Here is a 19,403-nt window from a genome sequence, read left to right as displayed (position 1 = left end):
TCGTCGGCCTAGGAACCGGTGAGCGTGACTTGGGCGACCGACCCCTGGTAGCGGCCGCTGTCGTTGCGGGGCAACGATGTCAGCCACACCATCACGTACCGCGAGGGGCCGGCACCGGTGATCGGGATGGTGGTGGTTTCGTTGTCCAGGGTCGCGGCGCCGACCTGTGTGGTGGCCTCGAACGGGGCGCGTGGGTCGTCGGCGGTGCGGATCTGGACCTGGAGGCCCGGCGTGGTGGTCCGGACGACGGCCTCGGTCAGCGTGGCGTCGCGGTCCAGTGTGAACATCAGTCCCAGACCGGGTTTGAGGTTTCCGAACCGCGGTCCGCCGCGGTACTCGTCGGTCTGCCATGCCGGGGCCTGGCCCGAGATGACGTTGTTCAGGTTCGTCCGGCTGTCCGGCTCCTGGTCGGAATAGTCGAGCATCGTCACGCCGGTCAATGCGAGCGGCGCCGACCCGACCGCAGGCGCGGGTGCACCGGGAGACGGAGCGCCGGCCGAGGAGGAGAAGATCTTGTCGATGTCGGGGGTGTCGTTGCCGCCACCCACCGAGTTCGAGATCCAGACCACCATCGCGATGATGAGGAACAACGTGAGCAGCACAGCCCCGGCGATCAGCGCCATCACGCGCACCGACCGTGGCTTCTTACCGTCACTCCCGGTGCCGAGCATGCGCGGCGTCGCGCGCGACGACGAACCGGGTCCGTCGTCGTCGCGGACCTGCGCGATGAGATCGGTCTTCTGATCCAGCACGGTTGCCTGGTCGAGAACGTGCTGAACCGTTGCCGCGGTGCGTATTCCGCTGTTCCCCTCGAGGGCCCGGGCGGCGACCGCCGAGATCTCGAACGGGACGTCGGGACGCTCGGCGCGTGGCTCGCGGGGCAGGTCGCCGGGTCCGGGTGATGCCGGGTGCAGTCCCCCGACGGGCTCGTTCGACGCGCGGTTGGTAGCCAGTTCCCTACCGGTGTCGGCGTCGAGTGGCCAACGGGCGAGCAACAGTGCGTAGAGGACGGCACCGAGACCACGGACGTCGGTGGACTTGTCGGAGTCGGCCAGCGTGCCGGGGAACGCGACGAATGCGTTGCCGTCCTGGCTGATCCGGATGCGTTCGGGATGGTCGATGGACAGCGCGCCGCCGTTGCGGTGCGCTGATTCGGCCGCAGCTGCGAGCGCCCGGACGGCGCGGGCAGCACCGACCGGAGACGGACTGGTCTTGGCGACGTCAGCCAGCGACGAGCTCGGAACCCACTCGGCGACAACGATTCCGCCGGACGATCCGCGCACCACGTCGAGTACTCGAGCGATCCCGGGCGAGTTGATGCGCCCCAGCCGCAGGGTGCGTGAGAGCACCGCCTGCGGACCCTCGTCGCGCGGATCGATACGCACGCCCGGGTCGGGTGGTGGTGCGACCTGCAGAGCGTCGACAAACGTCAGGGCGACGTCGCGGTCCAGGTTGATGTCGCGGGCCTGCCAGAACTGGAGTCCGCGTGCGCCACCGTGGTGCTGCAGCAGACGGTAGCGGCCGCCGGCGACGGCAGCGCCTGGGACCAGCCGCGGTCCGCGTCGTGCCCGTAGGCCCGGCAGTGGCGCCTCGGGAGGACGTGGGGGTCCGTCGCCCGGCGCCGCGGGTGGGCGAGGTCCGGGGGGACCTGATGCGGGACGGTCGCCCGGCGGTTGCGCGGGAGCCGGCTGACGGGCGCCGGCCTGACTGGGCATCGCCTTGGTGGCGGGACCGTCTTCTGGCGAGACGGCGGTGGAACCGGCAGCAGGCGTGGGCGGCCCGGCCGGTTTGCTGTCGGGCTCTGGTTTGTTCAAGGCACCTGCTCCTCTCCTCCGATAGCGAAGATCTTGGGGTTGGCGGACGCCCATTCCGGCGGCACCACCACTGGTGACCGAATACGCCTGCCAACTCGATGTTCCCCGGTCGAAGCGCTGAATGACCTCGACCTGACCAGAATACGGAACCGATTCGTCCCCAGAGATCCGCGGGAATTGAACGGTCATGGTGGCAGCGCCGTCGGTGGCGGGTTCGGCGGTTGGGGCGACAGCCGGGATGAACCGGCCGATGACCCGCCGGACCGCGACCACCACCGCGAGCACGTCGGGAACACGTAGCAGGGTCAGGACCGTGTAGGTGAGGCCGATGGAGACCACCGCGACGAGCAAGAGATAGGCGAGGGAGCCGACCTTGCCGTGGTCGGTGCTGAGCGTGTGGAGCCCGGACACCTCGGCCAGCGCCCACACCAGCGCGCTGCACGCCACCGACACCACGATGGTCCAGATGACCGTGCGGCCGACGTTGGTCATGCGGGCGCCACCGAGCCTGCTGCGCAGCAGATAGTGACCGACCACCGCACCGACGAGGTAGCCGAGACCGTTGGACAGCGCCAGCCACCGGACGATCGCGTCGGGGTCGTCGAACAGGACCGGGCCGAGATAGGACGCCGCCACCTTCACCGCGGTGATCCCGATGACCATGTACGTCGGGGTCCAGGCGTCCTCGCGGGCATAGAACACGCGGAGCTGCACCAGTGTCATCGCGTACGGGATCATCGTGAACGCGCCCCACGAGAGCACGCTGCCGAGCTGTGAGGCGGTGTCGGCGTCGAACTTGCCGAAGTTGAACACGGCCACACCGATGGCCGGCCCGAAGAACGTCATGAACGCGATGACGGGCACCAGCGAGACCATCGTCAACCGGGTGGCCAGCGAGAGATCGTCGACCACCGAGTGGGTGTCGTCGGCGGCGGCATTGCGGGAGAGGCGGGGCATGATCGCGGTCAGGATGGTCACGCCGAGAACGCCGTAGGGCAACTGCAGGAGCTGCCAGTGTGTCGCGTATACGCTGACGCCGTATTCGGTTGCGCTCGAGGCGATGCGATAGGTGACGATCAGACCGACCTGCAGGACTGCGACGTACAGAACGATGGCGAGTGCCATGTTGCCGAACTTGCGCAACCTGTCGTCCAGACCCCACTGCAGTTTCAGCTTCACCCCGCTGCGCCGGATGGCGGGGAGCAGTACCGCGGTCTGGGCGATCACACCGAGGGTGGTGCCGACGCCCAGGATCAGGAGTTTGGTGTCGCCCATGCTGACCGGGTTCAGCGAGATGTCACCCGGGGCGACCGCATAGGCGATCAGGGTGACTATCTGTACGACGTTGTTGAGCACGGGTGCCCAGGCGCCGGGCTTGAAGAAACCCTTCATGTTCAGGATGGCGATGAACAGCGCCGACAACCCATAGAACAGAACGGCGGGCATCAGCAGGAACGCAAGTGCGGTGGCGAGGTCGCGGTTGACCTTGCCGTCACCGAGGTTGAGCATCGTGAGCGCGGGAGCAGCGATCAGGGCCGCGAGGGTGGCCACCCCCAGCACGGTCACCGCGAGGGTGAAGATGCGGTTGATGAATCCCACTCCCCCGTCCGCGTCTTCGGATTCGGCGCGTACCAGGACCGGGATCACGATGGCGGTGAGGACGGCACCGAGGACCACCTCGGCGACCATGTTGGGCAGTACGTAGGCGGCCTGGAACGAGGAAGCGACCGCGGCGCCGAGCAGAGCCAGCACCAGGACCGTGCGTACGAATCCGGTGATGCGCGAGACCAGGGTGGCCAGCGCGATGGATCCGCTGGTGCGCAGGACGCTGTCGTCGGACGGCTGTTCGCGGACGCGGGCACCGGGGTCGATCGCCGTGGACGTCGTCATCTTGCCGGACGCAGCCGAGGCCAGCTCACCGGCTGTCGGGCGTGGCCCGGGTGCGTTGTCGCGTGGTGGGCCGGGCGGGACCCCCACAGACCGTGGCGGGGGCCGTCGGCGCGGAGGTGGCGGCTGCATTCCACCGTTGGTCATGACTTGTCGCCGCCGGTGTCGTGGTCGGGGTGATGTCGGCCGAGGTGATGCTCGCGCTCGGGTGAACTGTGCAACGCGCGGCTCTCCGCCATCAGGCGATCGCGTTCGTCGGGTTCGGGCCGGTCGAGGTCGGCCGGGTCGGGTTCCCCACGGAATCGATGCCACAACCGTCTGCCCGACAAGAACACCAGGAGTGCGCCGGCACAGATTGTGATGATGAAGAGCGGTTTACCATATGCATTGGAATGTACTGACAGGTTGATCGAGTCGCCCAACGGGACTCCGCCTGTGGTCACCAGGCCGATTTCCACCGTCATCGAACGGGAACGGTCAGCGCGGGTCGGGACCTGGATCTGACGGGTGCCCCGGGGCGGGATCTCCAACACACCCATGTCCCCGACGGTCATGCCGCTCGGTGCCGAGACGTTCAATCGCGTTCGCATCGCCACGGGCAGATCGTTGCGGATCACCAGGAGCAACGGGCTGCGTTCGGACGCGAGGGTGAACCGGCCACCGGGATCGAGGATGCCCACACCGTTGCGGATGTTCGACAGCGTGGTCGCGACCGCGGACGTGCGCATCGACGCCGACCGCGCTGCCGCCTGCTGATCCTGCGGCGCCACGGACGCCATCGCCCGCAGCATGTCCTCACGCAGCGGTGCCAGGTAGGCGCCCGGGGTGATCGGCACGTCCGCACGGCGCGTCATCGAGTCCTGTAGGTCGCGCGTCTGCTGCAGGTCTGCGCGTACCGCGGCGATGACCCGGGGATCGGGACCGTTGACGGTGGTCTCGGGTGGGGCGACCAGCTCTGCACCCGCGGGCGCGGAGCTGGTGGCGGTGAGATCAGTCGCGATCCCCGCCAGCGACCGGGGAATCGCGAGGTCCGAACCGAGCAGCAGCGACATCGCCGACAACACGGCCCGGGTGTCGTCTTCGGACGCAGACCACGTGGGTGGGGGCATCAGCACCGCGCCGCGCCCGATGCGTTCGGCGATCGGGTCGGCCACGGCCTGCGCGTCCGGAGATTGCGTGCCCGGGTCGGCGGTCCTGGGGTCGTCGGCGAGGGTGGAAGGTGCGAGCGCAGAGAACATCATCGCCGCGACCGCGTTCTGGCGGCGGACTTCTTCGGTGCCGGCCAGCCAGCCTGCCCGCTGGGCCGTCGGGGTGACCTGCGCCGACCGCGGACCCGGACCGAGTGCCGACAGACCGCTTGCCACCGCCGGGTCGTAGGTCTGCACGGCGAGGTCCTCGCCCAGGGGGTATTCGCCGTTCGTCGAGGTGGGGGTGAGGTTTCTTACGCTCGACGCCGCGACGACGGTGCCCACCGCGCCCTTGTCGCGGATCAGCCCTGCGCCCGCGGTGTCCAGTACCCCCGAGGCAGGGATCGCCAGGCCACGCACACTCTTCACGTTGAGGATGCGGTCGACGATGTCGGCGGGTGCGCGTAACGCGGTATCGGACAGGTCGGAATCGGCGACCTGGGTCAGCGCGGTGGTGTCGACGTGCGCGAATGAGGTGGCCACCACGCACATACCGGCCGCCAGCGCCTGCAGCCGAGCGAGCCAGGCTGCCGCGGCCTCGGATCCGGTGCCTTCCCGAGCCGGACCGGTCGGATCGGCCGGGTCGGTGGTGACCAGATAATTACCGGTCATCGCCTGCACACTGATCAGCAGATCGGGGTCCACCGCCAGACACAGACTGCGCGCCAGCGGCGACTCCAGGTCTTGCGTCCGGGTCTGCTCCATGGTCGCCACGAGTCGATCGAGCCGTCCGCCGGCGGCCAGTGACTGCTCGAGGCCGTTGTCCATCAACCGGACGGTCTCGTCGCCTCCCCCGGTGACGCCGGGCGCGAGCGACGCCGGTGCGGCGATCGGCCAGAGCATGGTCATGCCGACTGGTTGTGAGATGTCCGGGGCCACTGAACCGTCGGCTCCGATGGGCGCGGCGACAGGGTCGCCCGGGGCGTCGTCGTCGGCCTGGGATTGAGCCCGTAGCGGGTTCGGCGGCAGGCCGACCACGGGCAGGAGTACGCGCGCATCGTCGAGCCGCGCCGGGTTGCCGAAGTCGGGTGTGCCGTTGACGTTGACCAGCACCGGATAGATACCCGGCTTGTCGATCTGGAAGCTGGACGCACCAGAAGCGTTGACAGACAGATCAATTCGTAACGAGAAGGGAATCGACCGCCCGGGTCCGAGCTGCTGACTGACGTCGGAGAAGTCGCCGACGGTTTCGAAACTGTTCGCGTCGGCGGACAGGGAGTCGCCGAGACCGGCGCTGGTGGTGATGGCGTCCCCGCGCTGCAGGCGCATGGCGATGTTGCGGACCGGCCGGTCCCCGACGTTGGACAGCGTCCCGCTGGCGGTGACGACGCCGGGACTGGAGGTGGTGACTGTGGAGGGATCGATCGACTCGAGCGAGATCCGCAGGAACTCCCCGGTCTGCGAGGTGTCGTCGGTCAGCGAGGTGTCGTCGTCGGGTGCGGCCACCGCAGACACCGCGAGCGGTCCGAACACCAGGGCGAGAACGCTGACCAGGATCGTCAACGCCCGCATCGATCGGCCGTTCACGTCGCGACGTGCGGGCCGGATTCCGGCGGTGGTGCATGGGCGGCCGGTCCCCCGCTGTTGCCGGCCCCGCGGTTCTCGATTGTGGTCTCGGTGCCGCCACCGCCGCCCCGACGACCCCGGCGACGTCTACGGCGAGGCTTCGCCGGTGCGGGCGGAGGCTCATTGCGCTTCTGGTTCCGCGCGGCCGCCGCCTTCTCGTAGGCGTTCGGTTCGGTGCGCTGCCCCTTGGCCTCTGACTCGGCCATCCGGTCGGGGTCGGCGACGAGCTCGGCGATGACGTCCTCGGCAACGCGCGCCAATCGTCGCTCGTCCGAATAGGTCAGTCGGCGAGGCAGCTCGGCGAGTGGAACCCAGGCGACCTCGGCCACCTCGTAGTCGGCGTCGGAGAGTTCGCCACCGGTGAAGCGCATCAGGTAATGGTGCACCGTCTTGTGGATCCGTTTGCCCTCACTGACAAACCAGTAGTCGATCTTTCCAAGGGGGGCCACCACGTTGCCCTCGATGCCCGTCTCCTCGGCGACCTCACGGATCGCCGTCTGCTCGGCGGTCTCCCCCGTCTCGATGTGACCTTTCGGCAGCGACCACATCATCCGGCCGCGGCGATCGACCCTGCCGATGAGGGCGGCGCACCGCTGCTCGTGCGGGCCGTCGAGACCCGACACCATCAGCCCGCCGGCCGAGGTCTCCCGCACAGTGCGAAGTCGTTGTTTGGCCAGGTTCGCGGGCACCTTGGCAGGGGCTTTGACCTTGCCCACATCCGACGGCTTGACCTGCGCGGTCCGACCTTCGACAACATGGGTTCCGGCGACTCCGGTGGATTCACTACGGGCGGCCTCGACGCTGTGGTCGGCGGGGCGTGACGGCTTTCGGCGACGTCCGCGGCGCGATCGCCGCGATCCGGTGGACGACGCGGTGGCGTCGACTGCCGGGTCGTCGCTGCGTTGCGGTTCCGGACCTGGCTGGGGACTCGGCTGAGGACGGGGCTCCGCTCCACTGTGATGAGAGCTGTCGATCCGGGTGGCTGTCGATCCGCCGCGCCGATTGCCGCGCCTGCGCCGCGGACGTCGAGGGACGTCCCTATTCGGCTCGGTGGGTTCGGCTGACACTCACACGATGCTAGTCGCCGTTAACCCACCGTTTCTGCCAGCGGGGCCGATGGCGGCGCCCTGAGCCCACCGCGGTTTGGTCATGCCGCGCGATCGGGGTTCGGATCGTCGCCGGTCGGTCGGTAGTCTGGCCAGTCGTGACAACTCCCCCTTCTTCCACCGGCACCTCGGCCGCCGATGAGCGACGCACCAGGTTGCTCGCAGCCGCTGCGGTGTCGTTGCGGGGACTCTCGGACACCCTCGATCCCCTCGGCGCTCGATTTGCCGCAGCGGGACACGAGCTGTTCCTCGTGGGCGGCTCGGTGCGTGACGCGGTGCTGGGCCGACTCAGCACCGGCGACCTGGACTTCACCACCGATGCACGTCCCGAGCAGGTGCAGGAGTTGCTGCGCGGGTGGGCCGAGGCGATTTGGGACACCGGGATCGAGTTCGGCACCATCAGCGCGGTCCGGTCGGGAATCCAGATCGAGATCACCACGTTCCGGGCCGATTCCTATGACCGGGTGAGCCGCAATCCCCAGGTGCGGTTCGGTGATCGACTCGAAGACGATCTGGTGCGCCGCGACTTCTCCATGAATGCGATGGCCGTGAAGATCGGTGCCGACGGCAGCCAGGAGTTCATCGACCCGCTCGGCGGGATGGACGCGTTGCTGGCCGGGGTCATCGACACGCCCGCCGCGCCCGAGGATTCGTTCAACGACGATCCGCTCCGCATGTTGCGTGGTGTGCGGTTCGTCTCGCAGCTCGGGTTCTCGCTGTCGCCGCGGGTGTTCGCGGCCACGGTGGAGATGGCCGGCCAGATCGAACGGATCACTGTCGAGCGGATTGCGGCCGAACTCGACAAGCTGATCCTCGGCGAGCATGCGGTCGAGGGTGTCGAGACGTTGTGTGAGACCGGTTTGGCGGAGCTGATCATCCCTGAGATCCCGGGGATGAAGCTCGCCATCGATGAGCACCACCAGCACAAGGATGTCTACACCCACTCCCTCACCGTGCTCGCCCAGGCGATGGACCTCGAGGACGGCGATCCCGATCTTGTCTTGCGGTGGGCGGCGATTCTGCACGACATCGGCAAGCCGGCAACCAGGCGTCACGAACCGAACGGTGGGGTGAGTTTTCATCACCACGAGGTGGTCGGCGCCAAGATGGTCCGAAAGCGCTTGCGCGCCCTGAAGTATCCGAAGGCGGTCATCGAGGACGTCGCGAACCTGGTGTTCCTGCATCTGAGGTTCCACGGCTACGGCGACAATCAATGGACCGATTCAGCGGTACGCCGCTATGTGACCGATGCCGGTCCCCTGCTGCCGAGGCTGCACAAACTGGTGCGGGCCGACTGCACCACTCGCAACAAGCGCCGGGCGCGCAAGTTGCAGCAGAACTACGACAACCTCGAGCAGCGCATCGCCAGGATCGCCGAACAGGAAGACCTGGCGAAGGTCCGGCCCGACCTCGACGGCAACACGATCATGGAGTTGCTCGATCTGCCCCCGGGCCCGATGGTCGGCAAGGCCTGGCGGTATCTCAAGGAACTGCGGCTCGATCGCGGACCCATGTCGCGCGAGGAAGCCGAAGAGGCGTTGCGGCAATGGTGGGCCGCCGAGCAGCAGGGCTGAGCCGGCTGTTCCCTGGCTAGCCGAGTGACACCATCTCGCTGATGTCGTCGTTCGGGAACGGACCGTCGACCACAGCGGTCACCGTTGCCTTGTTCAGGGTGATCGCGCCCCGGTGGTTGTCGAGGAATGCGGTGTCCGCGGCGTCACGGCCGGTGGAGATGCGGACCAATGTCTGGCGAGGCGCCAGGCAGGTGGCGTCGACAACTCGCCACCGGCCATCGACGAATGCCTCGGCGACGGCGTGGAAGTCCATCGGATCGCAACCAGGCGCGTACACGGCGACAAGTCGAGCCGGGACGTTCACCGCCCGCAGGATCGCGACCACCAGGTGTGCGTAGTCGCGGCAGACGCCGGCGCCGGCCAGCAGGGTATCGGCGGCACCGTCGATGGGGTCGCTGGAACCCGGGACGTAGTCCAGATGGGTACCCACCCACGACGCGACCTTGTCGAGCAGCTCAGCGGGGTCGGTCAGATCGCCGAATTGCTTTGCGGCGAAACCGAAGAACTTGTCGGCCTCGGCGTATCGGCTCGGCCGCAGGTACACCGACAGGTCGTGGTCGGACACCGGTGCCGGTTCGGCGGAACCGAGGACGGTGGCGGTGTACTCCACCTGCAGGTTGCCCACCCCGGCGTGCAGCATGTGGATGCGGCTTCCGTGCGCACCGCTGATCTCCTTGGCGAACAGGGGTTTTCCGTCCAGTACAAAGGACAGCGACTCGGTGACCTCTGCCCCGGGATGCGGGGCCACGGTGATCTGGAACTCCAGATCGGTCTCGCCGGTGATGTCGACGTCGAGATGGGCGGATACATCACGTTTGAGCACAGGAACTCCTCGGCAGGACGGGACTCGGCACGACGGACTCGACGGAAGGGAAAGAGTCCCGTGCGGCTTACATGGGTGCCCGACGACGACGGCGGCTATGCCAGGAACGTTACCGCACCCGGCCGTACCTCGATGGTTGCCGGCAACCGCCCGATCCGGTCGCCATCGGCATAGATCGGCGCGGTGGGTACGCAGTCCAGGACAATGCGGGAACCACGGAACTGCTCCACCTCTTTGTGCTCGATGTGCTTGCCGCTGTACATGGTCGGGAACAATCCGAACATCTTCAGACGGGGTCCGTGAGAGATCAGGGTGAGGTCGAGTAGGCCGTCGTCGATGACCGCCGACGGCGTGATCTTCATCCCGCCGCCGTACGAGGGGGTGTTGCCCACTGCCGCCAGGATGAGGTCGCGTTCGAATGTGTTGTCGTCCACGGTGATCCGATAGTGGAACGGCTTCATCCGCGCCAGTTCGGCGACCGCCGCCAGTGGATAGCGTAATTGCCCCTTGGGCCACGACATGTTGTTCGCACGCTCGGTGACCAGTGCGTCGAGTCCGGTGGCCGCGACCGTTCCGAAAACGGCACTGGGGCCCTCGGCCGGCGTGATGACCGCGATGTCGAACGGACGCCGACGCCCGGCGGCGATGATGGCAGCGGCAGCAGCAGGGTCGTCGGTGGGGATCCCCAGAGCGCGTGCGTGGTCATTGCCGGTCCCGGCCGGGATGAGACCCAGCGGGACACCGGTGTCGCCGACGGCCTCCAGGGCCAGGCGCACGCTGCCGTCGCCGCCGACCACCACCAGGGCGTCGATGTCGGATTCGGCCGCCGCGCGCGCGAGTTCACGGGCGTCGTCGGGGTCGCGGCCGACCAGCTCGGTCACCTCCACGCCGCGGTCACGCAGCGCGGCGAGCGCGGTGGCTGCGGCGCGCACGCCGAGGCCATGGCGGGCAGCGGGATTGATCAGAGCGGACACCCTGGCGATCGCAGTGGTCATGGGATGAGTTTGCCCGGGTTGAGGATGCCGGTGGGGTCGAGCGCGGATTTCACCGCGCGCAGCACCCGCACTCCCACGTCGCCGACCTCGTCGGCCAGCCACGGCCGGTGGTCGGCGCCGACGGCGTGATGGTGAGTGATGGTCGCACCGGAGTCGATCATCGCTTGTGATGCAGCGGTTTTCGCATGCATCCACTGTCCGATGGGATCATCGGTGGCCCGGTAGACCACCGTGAAGTACAACGAAGCCCCCGTGGGGTAGGTGTGGGAGATGTGGCAGAGGACTAGGGCGGGTGAGCCGGATTCCTCGATGGCGGTGGTCAGGGCTGTGGTCACGGCAGCCTTCGTATCGGCCAGCTCGGCCCACGTGGTTGCCGTCTCGAGGGTTTCGCAACCGACGCCGATCGCGAGCAGCGCATCACGCAGGTACGGGGCGTTGAACCTGCCGTGCGCCCAGGCGTGTGCGGGTTCGGCGCCCATCGATGTACCGCCGGCGGCCGTGAACAGGGCGGCGGTGAGGTCGCGGCGCGCGGCGGCGACATCGTCTGTGCCCTCGAAGGTTGTGATCGCCAGGCAGCCGCCGGACCGGGCGTCGCGCTGATCACTCGCGCCGATCTCGGCTGGACTGGCCAGGTTCACCCCGGTCTCCGCCTCATCCGACAACCGCATCACCGTAGGACCTCCGCCCTGCTGTGCCACGGAACGCAAAGCGTTTGCGCCGGAAGCAAAGTCGGGGAAGTGCCATGCCTCGCCGATGGTCACCGGCGGAATCCGGCGAACCCGGACGGTGACCTGTGTGATGATCCCGAAAGTGCCTTCCGAACCGAGGAACAGTTGCCGAAGATCAGGGCCCGCAGCGGTTTTCGGCGCACCGCCCAGGTCGAGGGTGCCGGCGGGCGTGACCACCCGCAGGCCGGTCACCATGTCGTCGAAGCGCCCGTACCCGGCTGATGCCTGCCCCGACGATCGGGTGGCCGCGAACCCGCCGATGGTGGCGAACTGGAAACTCTGCGGAAAGTGCCCGAGTGTGAAGCCGTGCTCGGCGAGAAGTTGTTCGGCGGCCGGACCGGTCACCCCTGCGCCAAGGGTGGCCTGCCCGGACACGGTGTCGATCGTGATCAAGTCGTCGAAACGGCGCAGGTCGACCGACAGGGTCGCACGGTGTTCGCCGCTCTCGGGATCGAGGCCGCCGACCACGCTGGTGCCGCCGCCGAAGGGCACCACGGCCACCTCGGAGAGCGCGCACCACTGCAGCAGGGCGTGTACCTCGTCGTCGGACGCGGGGATCGCCACACCGTCCGGTGCGGCCTGCTCTATCTGCTTGCGGCGCAACAGGTCCAGGGTCGATTTACCGCCGGAGCGGATCAGCCGATCACCGTCGGCGGTCGAGACTGCGTCGACGATCGCGCGCAATGCATCGAGGTCGGTGTCGGTCAGGCGGGTGGGGGACAGGCGCACCTGGTCGGCGGTCGGTGCGTCGATCGGTTCGCCGGAGATGCCCAAGATGCCGACAAGAAGGTTCTTGATGTCGGCGGAGAGGTGGGTGGCCGCCGATTCCGCTCCCCACGCATCCCACTTCATCGGGGGAAGCGGTAGTGCGTGTTGTGGGTAATTCACCGTCATGCGTTACAGTTTTACACAATATGTCAATCCGTCACGCCAAGATCGCCGCAGTGGGCGATCGCTCCGTCGCCGACCGCGTTCTCGACGCGGCGCGGACATGTCTTGTGCGCGCAGAAGGCGGCAAGATCACCCTGGCCGAGGTTGCACGACTGGCCGGAGTGAGTCGGCCGACCGTGTACCGGCGCTGGCCCGACGTGCAGTCGGTGACCGCCGACCTCGTCACGAGGGAGATGAGCCGGGTCATCGCCGGCGAGCCGCCACAAGGCACATCGCTGGGGGACAAGGTCGAGAGGATTGTTGCCGTCGCCGACGCCATCCGGCACAACGACCTGTTTGCGGCATTGTGGAGTGAGCCGTCGGCAGCGCTGGCGCCGTACGTGTTCGTCAGATTCGGGCGGAGCCAGCAAGCGGTGCTTGCACTCTTGAACCGCACGATCGCAGACGGTCAGCGCCGCGGCGACATCCGCGACGGCGATCCCGACCAGCTTGCCACCATGGTCCTGCTGATCTGCCAGTCCACGATCCAATCCCACGCGATCGTCGAACCCATTCTCGGTGAGCGATGGTCGCCAGAACTGCGGCACGCACTCATGTCCTATCTGAGGAGTGAGCCATGACCGGCCGACCCCTGTCTTTCTCCGGCGCGTCGTTGAACGCCGACCGCCGCACCAGCGAACTCGCACAACTCGCTTCGCGTACCGATCCGATCGACGTACTGGTCATCGGTGGGGGTGTCACCGGTGCCGGTGCCGCACTCGATGCAGCAGCCCGCGGGCTGTCGGTGGTGTTGGTGGAGGCGCATGACCTGGCCTTCGGAACCAGCCGGTGGAGCAGCAAACTCGTCCATGGCGGTCTGCGGTACCTCGCGACCGGCAACGTCTCGATCGCACGCGAGTCCGCGCTCGAACGTCATCGGGTGATGACGGTGATCGCACCGCATCTCGTCCGGCCGGTCGGCCAGCTGTTGCCTGTCTACTCCGACACCTCGTTGGTCGCCACGGTCGCGGCCCGTGCAGGCATGCTTGCCGGAGATGTGCTGCGGCACAACGCCAAGACCCCTGCCACCGTATTGCCGCGTTCACGCCGTATCTCGGCGCAGCGGGCCGGAGAACTGTGTCCGGGAATCCGGACCGATGGGTTGCGGTCGGCGGTCCTGGGACACGACGGGCAGCTCATCGACGATGCCCGTCTGGTGGTCGCACTCGCGCGAACCGCGGCGGGCCTCGGCGCCCACATCTGCACCTATACCCGTGCGTCCGACGCCACCGGGCACGGCGCCGTGCTCACCGACACCCGAACGGGCCACAGCTTCCCGATCGCAGCCCGGTCGGTGATCAACGCAACCGGGGTGTGGTCCGGCCAGGTCGACGATTCGATACGCCTACGACCAAGTCGCGGAACGCATCTCGTGGTCGACGCCGCTGCTGTGGGCAATCCGACCGCAGCACTCACCGTTCCGATGGCCGGCAGCATCAGCCGGTTCGTCTTCGCGCTGCCGCAGCAGCTGGGCCGGGTGTACATCGGGCTCACCGACGAGGACGCACCTGGCGACATCCCGGACGAGCCCACCCCGTCCAAGAACGAGATCGATCTGCTACTCAACACGATCAACCAGGCACTCAGCCGGGAACTCACCCGGTCAGACATTCGCGGCACCTACTCGGGACTGCGACCGCTGATCGACGACGGCGGCGCGGGGGAGCGGGCCACCGCCGACCTGTCGCGCAATCATCTGGTGCGGGTCAGTCCCACAGGTGTGATCACGGTGGTCGGCGGGAAGCTGACGACCTACCGCCAGATGGCCCAGGACGCCGTCGACGAAGCCGTGCAGCGCGGCGGCATCCGCGCGGCATCGTGCGAGACCGAGTCGCTGGCACTGGTGGGCGCTGTCGGTCGGGCCGGCGACAGCACGTTGCCCGAGTCGCTGGTGGCACGGTTCGGTGCCGAGGCAGAGCGTGTCATCGAGACGGCCACGGTGAGCAATCCGGCCGGCCGAATAGCCGAGGACATCGATGTCACCCGGGCCGAGGTGCAGTACGCGCTGACCGCCGAAGGCGCGCTGACCGTTGACGACATCCTGGCCAGACGCACCCGAATTGCGTTGGTGCCCAGCGATGCCGACGCGGCACGCCCGGCAGTCACCGAGATCGTCAAGGCGACCGTGTCTGCAAGCGCTTGACCCTATCCTGGTGCGATGAGCGAAGTCACCGAGGACGACCTGTCCGACATCCTGGCGGCAACCCGGAGTTTTGTGCGTGAGCAGGTGGTTCCGCGCGAGCAGGAGATCGCCGACGGCGATGCGATTCCCGCCGATCTGCTGCAGGCGGCCAAGGACATGGGCCTCTTCGGGTTCGCGATCCCGCAGCAGTGGGGTGGACTCGGCCTGGACCTCGAACAGGATGTCCGACTGGCACAGGAGTTGGGCTACACGAGTCTGGCCTTCCGGTCGAGCCTGGGCACCAACAACGGCATCGCCGGTCAGGTGCTGGTGGAGTTCGGAACCGATGAACAGAAAGAAGCCTGGCTGAGCCGGATCGCGTCTGGTGAGGTGGTGGCTTCCTTTGCGCTCACCGAGGACGGGGCCGGTTCAAATCCGGCCGGACTACGCACGAAAGCCGTTGCCGACGGCGATGATTGGGTGATCAGCGGCGAGAAGCGCTACATCACCAACGCGCCGTGGGCCGATCTGTTCGTGGTGTTCGCGCGCTACCGGCCTGCCGATGAGACCGGCCCGGGCATCGCAGTCTTCCTGGTGCCTGCCGATACCCCCGGAGTGAGTGTGGGCCCGAAGGATTCGAAGATGGGCCAACAGGGGTCGGTAACCGCCCAGGTCTTCTTCGACGACGTCCGGGTGCCCGGCGCGTCACTTGTCGGCGGTGATCCAGGGGTGGGATACCGGGCGGCCATGACCATTCTCGCCCGTGGCCGCATCCACATCGCCGCAGTCGCAGTCGGTCAGGCACAACGTGCATTGGACGAGTCGGTACAGTACGCCGCGCTGACCACGCAGGGAGGCACGACGATCGGCGACTTCCAGTTGGTGCAGGCAATGCTCGCCGACCAGCAAACCGGTGTGATGGCCGGTCGGGCGCTGGTGGCCGAAGCGGCGCGCAAATGGGTCAGCGGCGAGGACCGGCGAATCGCTCCATCGGTGGCAAAACTGTATTGCACCGAGATGCTCGGCAAGGTCGCGGACCTCGCGGTTCAGGTCCACGGGGGCAGCGGGTACATCAGAGGTGTTGTGGTGGAACGCATTTACCGCGACGCACGGCTCCTGCGCCTGTACGAGGGCACGAGTGAGATACAACGACTGATCATCGGCTCAGGCCTGGTGCGAGCGGAAAAGAAGAGGACTCGGTAAGAGGACTCAGTAACCCATCCCGCGTAGTTCGTTCGCCAGCTGGTCCAGGTGCGACCGCTGCACGTCGAGGTGCGGGCTGATCCGCAACACCGACTGCTCGGCACTGAGCGGCGCACGCCAGCTGTCGGCGCAGGTGACCAGGATGCCGATGGACCGCAACTTGTCTCGTGCCGCCAGGACGTCCGACGGGCCCCAGCCCGGGGGAGGGGCGAGGGTGACGATCGCCGAGGGTTCGTTGATCGGTTCGATCACCTCCCAGCTGCCGATGCCGTGCAACCGTTCCCTGGTGAACTGCCCGATGGCCGCCAGTTCGCGGCTGACCCGTTCGGGGCCGAAGCTCTGCAGCTCCTGGATCGCCACCCCCAGACCGAGACGTCCTGCGACAAAGGCTTCGGAACTCTCGATCTCCGCAGGGCGGACCGAGTCTCCGCGCACGGCGAGGAAACCGACGCCGCGCGGACCGGCCAGCCACTTGCGGCTCGTTCCATAGACCACGTCTGCACCGGAGGCGCAGTTCCTCTGACCGAACGACTGGGCGACATCGACCACCACCGGTACCCCGGCGGTACGCGCCAGCTCGACGATCTTCTCGACCGGCTGCACCACTCCACTGTGAGATCCGATGTGGCACACATGGATGAAGTCGGGCTGCTCGAACTGCAGCATGTTCTCGAGCGCATCGGTGTCGACGTGTCCGTAGACGTCGGCGGACGGGATGGTGTGCACGGCGTATCCGCGGCGCTCGAACTCGTCGAGGTTGGGCCCGAACTCGTTCTTGGCCACCCACACCGACGCCGAGATGGGCAGGTTCCAGAAGGTCAGCAGCGCACGGAGTGCGGCCTTCGCCGACTCGCGGAACGCGAGCTCATGCGCCTGGCGCCCGACGAGCGTGGCGATGTCACGCCGGCACCGGTCCAGCGACTCGGTGATCTGTTCCTGGGCCACGTAGGCGCCGCGCTCGGCTTCCCGCCACAGGTGGGCCGTGATGCTTTCGATGACCTGATTCGAAGCGCGCGATGCCGCGGCCGAATCGAGGTGGATGCTGACGGGCTCTGTTCGGGCCCGATGCCACAGGTCACCGAGCTCGCTGACGTACATCCGAAGGTCCTCCTCGCAGGTCATGCTGGGTGGCGCCGGGCACTGGGGTCGCTCTTACGCTACCGCGAAGGGGCGCGGCGGAACCCGTCACCCACCAGCGCCGTCCAAGTACTCATGGAACCGACGATCGAGTATGTCTTCGGGGCCGGTGACGGGCGCACCAGCACCTGGACCTCGTCGGCAGATCTGACCCTCGGAGGAGGTGCCCCGGATGCGGTCCGGCTCGACTTCGACGGCGACGGACTGTCCGACGACGCATTGTGGGATCGCGATCATGATGGCCGGGCCGACTGCAGCGCGCTCGACCTCGATGACGACGGCGCCGTCGACGCCTGGTTCACCGACGATGGTTCAGGGGTGTGGGGGAAGCGGTCCGAAAGCCCTGGCGGCACCGGACCGGTCGAGCAGCCTGATCCGGCCCCCTCGCCCGCGCCGCCCGACCCGGGAGAGCCGCCGACGCCGTCGGGCGAGCGAACCTTCGACAGCAACGCCGATGGACAGAACGACATCGCGGTGTCGCGCACCGGTGGGCGGCTCTACATCGACACCGACGGCGACGGGAAGTTCGATCAGATTCTGATCGACTCCGATCTGGATGGTGTCGCCGATTCGCGAGCGCATCCCGGGCCGGACGGTTTGACGTTCGACCGTTATGGGTAGGTCCGCTAACAGTCCGCTGCTGGTCGACTTCATCGGAGAATTGGCGGATAGTTCCCAACAGATGGCTGCTCGAATCGAGGCGACGAGTCTCAGGGCGGTTGCCGCCCCTGTCAGCAGCCACCCTGAGAGCCACCCCTCGCTCCACTTGAATGACCGTTACGATCAGAAATGGAAGTAAGGCTCAGTCAACCATGAGGGCAGATGCAGTGCAAGACTTCGAAGCGGCCCAGGAAGACGATGAGCCTGTGGTGTTGTGCGGGTCCACCGCCCGCACTCACCGAGAGTGCTTCGACCGGGCGGGCCGGCTGGCATCAGCGCTGGTCGACTGCGGGGTCGAGTTCGGTGAGAGAGTCGGACTCCTCGCCTTCAACAGCGTCGACTTCCTCGAGATCTCCATTGCCATCGCCTCTGCGGGGGGCAACCCGGTACCCATCAATTGGCACTGGACCGCACCAGAGATCACCTACCTCCTCGACGACTGCGAGCTGCGGATCCTCTTCTGCGACACGATGCATCTACACACCGCCCGTCAGGCCGTTGCCGCGGCCCGCTCGACTGTGCAGATCGTCGAGGTCACCGACGGCGGGGTGAACCGCCGCAACTCGCATGAAGCACTCATCGCGAGTCGGTCAGACGGGCTCGAGTACCGGGAGGAGGCCATGGCGGCCTCTCTTGGCCTGATCTACACCTCGGGTACCACGGGTAGGCCCAAAGGTGTTGTGCGCGAGCACATGAGCGCGGATCAGCTCTTCACCGTGGCCGGCGCCACGGCCGAACGTATGGGACTTCGACAAGGCGGCGAGCTGCTCGTCGCCGGACCGCTGTATCACGCGAGTCCCAATGCCTTTGCTCTCCTCGGCATGCGGATCGGCTCGAACGTCACCCTCATGCCGAGATGGGATGCCGAAGAGTTCCTCGAGTTGATCCACACCAGGCGCATCGAGCAGGCCAAGGTTGTCCCCACGATGCTCTCCCGGTTGCTGTCGTTGCCACCGGAGGTCCGGACCGCCTACGACGTGTCGTCCCTGACGCATCTTGTCCATTCGGCAGCGCCGTGTCCACCGGCCATCAAGCGTGCCGCCATCGAGTGGTTCGGGGACGCGGTCAAGGAGTTCTTCGGCTGCACCGAAGGCGGGATCATCACCTGGATCGACGCGCAGGAGTGGTCGGAGCGGCCAGGATCGGTCGGCCGTCCGGTCAACGGCTCTTCGGTGAGGATCGTCGATGACGCGGGCCGGCCGGTGCCGGCCGGAACCACGGGACGTGTGCAGATCCAGCCGCCGCAGGGCTGGCCGGCCTTCACCTACCTGCGCAGCCCCACGCCGGCCCGGTTCCCTCTGGACGTGGGCGATGTCGGCTACGTCGACGACGACGGATACCTGTACCTGACGGGCCGCAGCACCGAGGTGATCATCTCCGGCGGGGTCAACATCTATCCCGCCGAGATCGAGGCGGCGGCGATGGAACTTGCGTACGTCGAAGACGCTGCCGCCGTCGGCCGACCACACGAGGGTGACCTGGGGGAGCAGGTGGCCCTGTACGTGGTGGCCAGGCCCGGCTACGACGTCCAGCCGGCCCAGTTGCTCGACGCGCTCAGTGAGCGCCTGGCGTCATACAAGCTGCCACGGATCATCGAGGTGCTCGACCATCTCCCGCGCGACGACGACGGCAAGGTCTACAAGTTCAAGATGTGAGGCTGTGTTTCGCGTC

General features: G+C 67.4%; 13 protein-coding genes. 6 read left to right on the top strand and 7 right to left on the bottom strand.

Annotation, left to right across the window (positions count from 1 at the left end; translation table 11 throughout):
- Positions 1-8: 8 nt before the first annotated feature.
- Genes murJ through KXR83_RS01825 form a run of 3 tightly spaced genes read right to left on the bottom strand, consistent with a single transcriptional unit; the run spans position 9 to position 7,521 of the window.
- Positions 9-3,848 (bottom strand): murein biosynthesis integral membrane protein MurJ, encoded by a 3,840-nt coding sequence (gene murJ / locus KXR83_RS01835; protein ID WP_437423336.1) that lies wholly within the window; start codon positions 3,846-3,848, stop codon positions 9-11.
- Positions 3,845-6,415, bottom strand: coding sequence for a hypothetical protein (locus KXR83_RS01830; protein ID WP_437423335.1), 2,571 nt, complete (start codon positions 6,413-6,415; stop codon positions 3,845-3,847). The genes murJ and KXR83_RS01830 overlap by 4 nt, the downstream gene beginning before the upstream one ends.
- Entirely contained in the window at positions 6,412-7,521 is a 1,110-nt protein-coding gene (locus KXR83_RS01825) for an NUDIX hydrolase (protein ID WP_437423334.1), read from the bottom strand. Before KXR83_RS01825 ends, KXR83_RS01830 begins: the two co-directional genes overlap by 4 nt.
- A 137-nt stretch (positions 7,522-7,658) precedes the next feature.
- Here KXR83_RS01825 and KXR83_RS01820 point away from each other — a divergent pair, with 137 nt between their 5' ends.
- The gene (locus tag KXR83_RS01820; RefSeq protein ID WP_437423333.1) at positions 7,659-9,134 is read left to right on the top strand and encodes a CCA tRNA nucleotidyltransferase; all 1,476 of its coding nucleotides are present in this window, start codon (positions 7,659-7,661) and stop codon (positions 9,132-9,134) included.
- A 16-nt stretch (positions 9,135-9,150) separates the two neighbouring features.
- On the opposite strand, the gene KXR83_RS01815 is transcribed toward KXR83_RS01820, so the two are convergent.
- The 3 genes from KXR83_RS01815 to KXR83_RS01805 all read right to left on the bottom strand — a co-directional run bounded on the left by KXR83_RS01815 (position 9,151) and on the right by KXR83_RS01805 (position 12,574).
- Positions 9,151-9,957: a transglutaminase-like domain-containing protein gene (locus KXR83_RS01815; RefSeq protein ID WP_437423332.1), complete on the bottom strand. Its 807-nt coding sequence runs from the start codon at positions 9,955-9,957 to the stop codon at positions 9,151-9,153.
- A gap of 95 nt (positions 9,958-10,052) precedes the next feature.
- The gene (locus tag KXR83_RS01810; RefSeq protein WP_437423331.1) at positions 10,053-10,952 is read right to left on the bottom strand and encodes a diacylglycerol kinase; all 900 of its coding nucleotides are present in this window, start codon (positions 10,950-10,952) and stop codon (positions 10,053-10,055) included.
- The gene (locus KXR83_RS01805) at positions 10,949-12,574 is read right to left on the bottom strand and encodes an FAD-binding oxidoreductase (protein ID WP_437423330.1); all 1,626 of its coding nucleotides are present in this window, start codon (positions 12,572-12,574) and stop codon (positions 10,949-10,951) included. Before KXR83_RS01805 ends, KXR83_RS01810 begins: the two co-directional genes overlap by 4 nt.
- Positions 12,575-12,594: 20 nt before the next feature.
- Here KXR83_RS01805 and KXR83_RS01800 point away from each other — a divergent pair, with 20 nt between their 5' ends.
- The 3 genes from KXR83_RS01800 to KXR83_RS01790 are packed head-to-tail and all read left to right on the top strand — an operon-like array spanning position 12,595 to position 15,935.
- Positions 12,595-13,191 carry a TetR/AcrR family transcriptional regulator gene (locus tag KXR83_RS01800; RefSeq protein ID WP_437423329.1) on the top strand — a complete coding sequence of 199 codons (597 nt, stop codon included), beginning with the start codon at positions 12,595-12,597 and terminating at the stop codon, positions 13,189-13,191.
- Positions 13,188-14,753: a glycerol-3-phosphate dehydrogenase/oxidase gene (locus KXR83_RS01795; protein ID WP_437423328.1), complete on the top strand. Its 1,566-nt coding sequence runs from the start codon at positions 13,188-13,190 to the stop codon at positions 14,751-14,753. Before KXR83_RS01800 ends, KXR83_RS01795 begins: the two co-directional genes overlap by 4 nt.
- 15 nt (positions 14,754-14,768) lie before the next feature.
- Positions 14,769-15,935, top strand: a complete 1,167-nt coding sequence (locus KXR83_RS01790) for an acyl-CoA dehydrogenase family protein (protein WP_437423327.1) — start codon at positions 14,769-14,771, stop codon at positions 15,933-15,935.
- A 6-nt stretch (positions 15,936-15,941) separates the two neighbouring features.
- Here the strand turns inward: KXR83_RS01790 and KXR83_RS01785 are convergent, their stop codons facing one another.
- Positions 15,942-17,033 carry an aminotransferase class V-fold PLP-dependent enzyme gene (locus KXR83_RS01785; protein ID WP_437423326.1) on the bottom strand — a complete coding sequence of 364 codons (1,092 nt, stop codon included), beginning with the start codon at positions 17,031-17,033 and terminating at the stop codon, positions 15,942-15,944.
- Between the two features lie 114 nt (positions 17,034-17,147).
- Between KXR83_RS01785 and KXR83_RS01780 the strand changes: the two genes are divergently transcribed.
- Together KXR83_RS01780 and KXR83_RS01775 are read left to right on the top strand one after the other, a co-directional pair.
- Entirely contained in the window at positions 17,148-17,693 is a 546-nt protein-coding gene (locus KXR83_RS01780) for a hypothetical protein (RefSeq protein WP_437423325.1), read from the top strand.
- Between the two features lie 191 nt (positions 17,694-17,884).
- Positions 17,885-19,387 carry an AMP-binding protein gene (locus tag KXR83_RS01775; RefSeq protein ID WP_437423324.1) on the top strand — a complete coding sequence of 501 codons (1,503 nt, stop codon included), beginning with the start codon at positions 17,885-17,887 and terminating at the stop codon, positions 19,385-19,387.
- The last annotated feature ends 16 nt before the right edge of the window (positions 19,388-19,403 follow it).

Source organism: Williamsia muralis, assembly GCF_051487485.1.
In the GTDB taxonomy this organism is placed as follows: Bacteria; Actinomycetota; Actinomycetes; order Mycobacteriales; family Mycobacteriaceae; genus Williamsia; species Williamsia muralis_B.
This window is presented reverse-complemented; position numbering and strand designations above follow the sequence as displayed.

Bases quoted from the DNA above. Each gene is read 5' to 3' on its own strand.
- murJ (WP_437423336.1), bottom strand. From the start codon at position 3,848: ATGACCAACGGTGGAATGCAGCCGCCACCTCCGCGCCGACGGCCCCCG.
- KXR83_RS01810 (WP_437423331.1), bottom strand. From the start codon at position 10,952: ATGACCACTGCGATCGCCAGGGTGTCCGCTCTGATCAATCCCGCTGCC.
- KXR83_RS01805 (WP_437423330.1), bottom strand. From the start codon at position 12,574: ATGACGGTGAATTACCCACAACACGCACTACCGCTTCCCCCGATGAAG.
- KXR83_RS01800 (WP_437423329.1), top strand. From the start codon at position 12,595: ATGTCAATCCGTCACGCCAAGATCGCCGCAGTGGGCGATCGCTCCGTC.
- KXR83_RS01795 (WP_437423328.1), top strand. From the start codon at position 13,188: ATGACCGGCCGACCCCTGTCTTTCTCCGGCGCGTCGTTGAACGCCGAC.
- KXR83_RS01790 (WP_437423327.1), top strand. From the start codon at position 14,769: ATGAGCGAAGTCACCGAGGACGACCTGTCCGACATCCTGGCGGCAACC.
- KXR83_RS01785 (WP_437423326.1), bottom strand. From the start codon at position 17,033: ATGTACGTCAGCGAGCTCGGTGACCTGTGGCATCGGGCCCGAACAGAG.
- KXR83_RS01780 (WP_437423325.1), top strand. From the start codon at position 17,148: ATGGAACCGACGATCGAGTATGTCTTCGGGGCCGGTGACGGGCGCACC.
- KXR83_RS01775 (WP_437423324.1), top strand. From the start codon at position 17,885: ATGAGGGCAGATGCAGTGCAAGACTTCGAAGCGGCCCAGGAAGACGAT.